Here is a 1,107-nt window from a genome sequence, read left to right as displayed (position 1 = left end):
GGGGTGCGCTGGCCGGGGTGCCGACCCCGGGACGGGCCGGAGCCGCACCCGCCGGCTCGGTCGGTCGCGTTCGACGGCCGGCTCAACCGAGCGGGTGGCGGGCGAGGAAGTCGAGGACGGCGTCGCTGGCGGCGGGCCGGGCCTCCAGGTGGACGCCGTGCCGGGCTCCGTCGAAGATCCGGACCCGCGCGCCGGGGATGCGGTTGGCGATCCGGTGCGCGTTCTCGGGCGGCGTGAGGGCGTCGTCGCCGCCGTGCAGCACCAGGGTGGGCGCGGTGATCCGGGGGAGCAGGTCCCATCCCCGGTGGTCCGCGCTGGCGATGAAGTGGCGGCGCTGCGACCGCCGGGAGTTCGCCGGGGCCACGCTCTCCACCAGCTCCGGGTGGTCCCGGACCCAGTCCGGGGTGAAGAACAGGTCGGTCAGCGCGGCCCGACCGGCCGGGGTGGACACCGTGCGCAGCGCCTCGTTCGCGGCCTCCGACCGGGGGAACTCCTCGGTTCCGCCGGGGCCGGTGGCGCCGAGGACGAGCGCGCCCACCCGCTCGGGGGCCAGGGTGGCCAGCACCTGCGCCACCCGGCCGCCCATCGAGAACCCGTAGACGTGGGCGCGGTCGATGCCCTGGTCGGTGAGCACGGCGAGGGCGTCCCGGGCGAACAGGGCGGTGGAGTAGTCGGTGTCGGTGCCGTCCTCGCTGCGCCCGGTGCCCCGGTTGTCCATGCGGATGACGTGGTGGCGGGCCGCGAGGTCCGTGGCGACCGGGCCCCACATGCGGGAGTCGAGGGACTGGCCGGGCAGCAGCAGCACCGGGTCGCCGTGCCCCTCGCCCTGGTACCAGATGCGGGCGCCGTCAGCCGTCGTCGCGTGAGCCACGTCGGGACAAGGTACACGGCCCGCTCCGGGTCCCCCGGTGGTCTGGCGGCAGCGGGAACGGTCCGCCGGTCGGTGAGCACCGACCGCCCTCCCCGCGGTGGGGGCCGTGCCGTCGGTGGGACCGGCGCCCGAAAGGGGGGTCGGGGTGCTGGGCGTGACCGGGGGCCGGGCCGGCCGGGTGGTGGCCGAGGTTCGTGACCCTCGCCGCGTCGACCGCGTCGACCGCGTCGACCGCG

1 protein-coding gene is annotated in these 1,107 nt (G+C 77.2%); it reads right to left on the bottom strand.

From position 1 onward, the window contains the following. Window positions 1-82 precede the first annotated feature (82 nt). Window positions 83-871: an alpha/beta fold hydrolase gene (locus ACTIDRAF_RS0225715; protein WP_016701512.1), complete on the bottom strand. Its 789-nt coding sequence runs from the start codon at window positions 869-871 to the stop codon at window positions 83-85. Window positions 872-1,107: the final 236 nt, after the last annotated feature.

Source organism: Actinoalloteichus spitiensis RMV-1378, assembly GCF_000239155.1.
In the GTDB taxonomy this organism is placed as follows: Bacteria; Actinomycetota; Actinomycetes; order Mycobacteriales; family Pseudonocardiaceae; genus Actinoalloteichus_B; species Actinoalloteichus_B spitiensis.
This window is presented reverse-complemented; position numbering and strand designations above follow the sequence as displayed.